This window comes from Veillonella sp. CAG:933 (assembly GCF_000431435.1).
GTDB lineage: Bacteria > Bacillota > Negativicutes > Veillonellales > Veillonellaceae > Veillonella_A.
Map to the genome: position 1 here is coordinate 1 of NZ_HF986217.1, position 4544 is coordinate 4544.

The 4544-nt window shown below is 43.2% G+C and carries 3 protein-coding genes and 1 pseudogene; 3 read left to right on the forward strand and 1 reads right to left on the reverse strand.

Going from position 1 to position 4544, the window contains the following annotated elements; genetic code table 11:
* Positions 1-70: 70 nt before the first annotated feature.
* Positions 71-1903, reverse strand: a complete 1833-nt coding sequence (locus tag QZL64_RS09555; RefSeq protein WP_021841773.1) for a phosphoethanolamine transferase — start codon at positions 1901-1903, stop codon at positions 71-73.
* A 210-nt stretch (positions 1904-2113) separates the two neighbouring features.
* Here QZL64_RS09555 and QZL64_RS09560 point away from each other — a divergent pair, with 210 nt between their 5' ends.
* The 3 genes and pseudogenes from QZL64_RS09560 to QZL64_RS09570 all read left to right on the forward strand — a co-directional run.
* Entirely contained in the window at positions 2114-2851 is a 738-nt protein-coding gene (locus QZL64_RS09560; RefSeq protein ID WP_021841774.1) for a segregation and condensation protein A, read from the forward strand.
* 123 nt (positions 2852-2974) lie between these two features.
* Positions 2975-3628, forward strand: a complete 654-nt coding sequence (gene scpB / locus QZL64_RS09565; protein WP_021841775.1) for an SMC-Scp complex subunit ScpB — start codon at positions 2975-2977, stop codon at positions 3626-3628.
* A gap of 16 nt (positions 3629-3644) precedes the next feature.
* Positions 3645-4361, forward strand: a pseudogene (locus QZL64_RS09570) (pseudouridine synthase); the annotation flags it as partial.
* Between the last annotated feature and the right edge of the window lie 183 nt (positions 4362-4544).

The following is a 4544-nucleotide window of genomic DNA, read 5'->3' on the forward strand; positions in this document are numbered from 1 at the left end:
CTCTTTAGCGCCCCAAAATAAATTATAGAACCGTTTTTGTTTTTATTCGCTTCGAATGTAACTCGAACTGTTATCGCTCCGGTGCGGCTGCTTCCGGGTCATTGGTTAATGGTTCCTGACCTAAAAGAGTCGTTAAATTATACTTGTTGAAGCGATAGTTCGGATTAGAGAAGTCTCTAGTCCGATCATAACGATTAGTCGGTGCCTGTAAGATACCGGACACTAAGTCGTAGAGTAAATCGTTGGTGAAATATTTGTTTTCATGGTCGCGCAGAATAGCCGTCGTTTCCGGATAGGCTTCTTCGTAGGTTGGCGATAAGTAAACCCATAGAGGAATGCGGGCCATGTCGAAATCAAAAATGTCTGGATTGTGGGAATAATTGAGGCTTTCCCCGTGGTCGGAGAAATAAATCATGGCCTGCAGATTTAAGTGATCCTTAGCATAGGTATAAATTTGCTGTAATACCCAATCCGTATAGAGTTGGCTGTTGGCATAGGCTTCCTTGCCTTTTGGTACTTCGCCGACTTTCCATTTACTGAATTCATGAGGATAGCGGTCATTATAATAAATATGACTGCCCATGATATGAATAACAATAAAGTTATTTTTGTATGGTTCTACTTGTTGGAGCAGCGGTAAAATAACACCGTCGTACTTATCGGAGAACATATATGCTTCATGAGCCCATAAAGGTCTGTCTGCCGTTTTGGCAATTAAGGAGATAGCCGTATCGTATTCACCGTAAACACCTTGGTTGCTAAACCAACTCGTGTAGTAACCGGCTTTTTTAGCCACATCGAGAATATTGGCAGAATCCAAGAACGGCTTATCATCGTATTGATTGCGCTCCGTAAGAGCCCGTTCTAAGGTAGGTACTGTTTGTACATAAGACGAATAGGCGTTTTTAAAGAAGATAAAATCAGGATTTGAGGCCGCCATTTCGCTTTGCCATGGTGTATCATCGTAAGCAAAGCTTGGATTATAGACTTTCATGTAATTGCGCGAAGCCGATTCACCGATAACGAGGATTATAGTACCAGGCGCCCCGTTGGCCGCGGTTTCATCTGTTTCGAGATGTAAGTCATTGTAGATTTCATGATGTTTGTCACTGTATTGTTGTAACTCTTTCATATATGTAGCGACATCAGTCCAGTTTTTAACAATGTCCGTTTTCATAAAACCAAAAGGCAAGTAGATTACACAGGCAAGACAGGCGATGCTGAGTATGCCTAAACGCAATCTTGTCATCATATCGCGACGGGACAAGAGATTCATCCCTTGGTTTGACCAGTAGTAAAACAGGAATAAGAGTACATTGCCGATGCCGATGCCGATTAGGCCTGGAATACCGGCGGAGCTTTTTAAAAAGCCGAAAGCTTCTTCCGGATTTGTTTGATACAGGGCCATTAAGGTGGCCGGCGTCAAACAATGCCACGTGTTAATATAGTAGCCGATTTGAATTAACGGAATCAAAGACAAAAGCCACTGGATGAGTGCGATAAGGATGCTTAAAGATCGGCGGTATGGCAGATGGTGTACCATGAAATAGTGGAGTAAGCTGAGCCCCACAAAGAGTAGAAAGCCAAATAAGAAATCCGGGAAGAATTCGTAAAAATAAAAGGGCTTCGTATAGGACCAATGATATAACAAAGGATAGGTTAAAGCCCAGGCAATGCCCAAAAGGCCATGCCCCAAGAAGGCACGATGCCATAAAGTACTGCGCATAAGTTGCTGGAAAATGGACAGCCCCAATAATAAGGGGAGGGATAACAAAAGAATATCTTCCCAATCAAAGCCAAAGGCAATAGGTTCGTAAATAAAATAAAAAGCGGCAAAGATGAGGACACACCACAAAATTGCCTGAACGACGGCATTGCGCCACCATGATATAAGAGTTTTCATAACGCATTTCCTTTATATTATAATAACATCAATACGATAGCAGAAATATAGTAAAAATACAAGGTTTAATATGCTTTTTTACATACTTTGACGGTTGTTAAAGGTTATTTTTCTATGATACAATTAAAAAAAGGTTATCGAGACTTCATGACAACATAAAGAGGGGCGTATAACCCCTCTTATTTGTTTGCCGAATCGTAAGGAGATATGATGAAACCCTATGAGTATAAGCTGGCCGTTTTTGAAGGGCCATTGGATTTATTACTCCATTTGATAGAAAAACATAAAATAGATATTTACGACATTCCCATTGTGGAAATTACGTCGCAATATATGGCGCAGCTTGAAGAATGGCAGACCTTTGATATTCATTACAGCAGTGAGTTTTTGGTTATGGCGGCTACGCTGTTACAGATTAAATCCCGCATGCTGTTGCCAAGAAACGCACCACTCAATCCGGAAGAGGAAGAAGATCCCCGTGACGAATTGGTGGCTAATTTGCTTGAATATAAGCAAATCAAAGAATTGACCGAGGCATTGACCGAGCGCTCCGAAGCGAGCAGTCAGAGCTTTAGCCGGCCCGATTCGTTGAGCCAATGGGGTCAGGAAACGGTATTTCGTTTTGACATCGCCCAATTGTACAGTTTATTTAAATCTTGTATTGATAGAGTGGATGAAACGGTGCCGGAACCGCCAAAGGTAAAGGTTGAAAAAGAGGCTTACAGCTTGGAAGATACGATTGATTCTTTGCTTATGAGGGCCAAACAACAACGCCGATTCAGCTTTGTAGCTTTGCTTAATGAGGTAACAGTACGGGCTGCCAAAGTGACTATGTTTATTGCTGTTTTGGAATTATTGAAGCGTCAAATTTTTACTATACACTCAGTGACGGAAGGGCCTAATGACGGTTCGTTAAAGGATGTAACCTTAGTCAGTGAAATTGTCTAGGTCAGTTTATAATAGATTTTTCGATTATGCTTATTATGGCAATACAGGCATAGCTATTTAATCGACTAGATTAAGATATTACATAAGTAAGCGTATATTAGTTAGAAAGGTGAGTAACAAACTATGACAGATGTGAATCAGCCAAGCGATACATCGCTGCTCGCCCATTTGGAAGCAGTTCTTTTTTCCGCAGCCAAACCGGTACCTATCGCTCTGCTTGGGGAACTATTTGATTGTGCAACGGAAGATGCCGAAGCGTTATTGGAGCAATATGCTAATCGGCTGGTGGTTGATAAACGTGGCCTCCGTTTAAAAGTAAGCGGCGTTGGAGCCGAGCTTGTAAGTGCGCCGGAGAGCAGTGAATATGTGAGTAAAATTCGCCAACGGGAAGACCGCTTGTCGCCGGCAGCGATGGAAACCTTGGCGGTTATTGCCTTTAAGCAGCCGGTTACGAAAAGTGAAATTGAAGAAGTGCGCGGTGTGAATTGTGAAAAAGTTTTAAAGCATTTAGTGAGCCGCGATTTAGTTATGGAACTGGGGCGTAAGGAAAGCATTGGCCGGCCGGTATTGTACGGTACGACCGATACATTTTTACGCAGTGTCGGCATAGAATCGGTGGAGACCTTAAAACGTGAAGTAGCCGTCGATAACAGTGTGGGAGTTACTGCTGAAAGTAGTAACCCTATTGAAGCCGACGAAAACCATGAAAGTCCCGTAATTGACGGTGAAAACAACAATACGATTGAGGCTCATGAAGCCCGTGAGATTACGGAATAAGGGAAAGGAGCAGACTATGGAACAAGAACGTTTGCAAAAATATATCAGTCGCTGCGGTTATGCATCGAGGCGCAAGGCGGAAGAATTAATCGTGGCCGGTAAGGTACAGGTGAACGGTCGTCAAGTTACGGAATTGGGGGTTAAAATTAATCCTGCCGTTGACCGTGTTAAAATTGACGGTCAACGTATTGAACCGGAAGCATTGGAATATTATATTTTTAACAAGCCGAAAGGCAGCATTACTTCAGTTGGTGATCCGCAGGGACGCGCTACGGTAATGGATTATTTGAAAGACATTAAAAATCGAGTATATCCGGTAGGTCGCCTTGACTATAACACGGAAGGTTTGTTGTTATTCACCAATGACGGTACTTTGGCTCAGGCTTTGATGCATCCGTCACAAGGTGTGACCAAGACCTATGAAGTTAAAATCAAAGGCCGTGTTCTGGACGAGCATTTAGAGGCATTGAGTGCAGGTATTACTTTAGAAGATGGTCCTACCTCGCCGGCAGAAATCGTAGATTACGGTTTTGACAGCAAGACGAACACTACACTGGTTGAGATTACGATTCATGAAGGCCGTAATCGTCAAGTGCGCCGCATGTTTGAGCATTTTAAATACAGTGTGTACAACTTGAAACGCATTGCTTACGGCGGACTTACCTTAGCCGGAGTAAAACGTGGTGCTTATCGTAAACTTACGGGGGAAGAACTGCGTCAGTTAAAAGCACTCTGCAAATTACCGTTCGGCAAAGGACCCGGCGAAGGCGCTAAAGGTCGTAAAATGCCGGCGAAAGACAATAAAAAACAGTTCGGTCGTAACGGCGCAGTGCGTGGCGCTAAACGTCGTTCCGGTGGAGGCAGACCATGAAACATATCATCGTAGTGGGAGCCGGTGCAGCCGGTCTTATGGCAG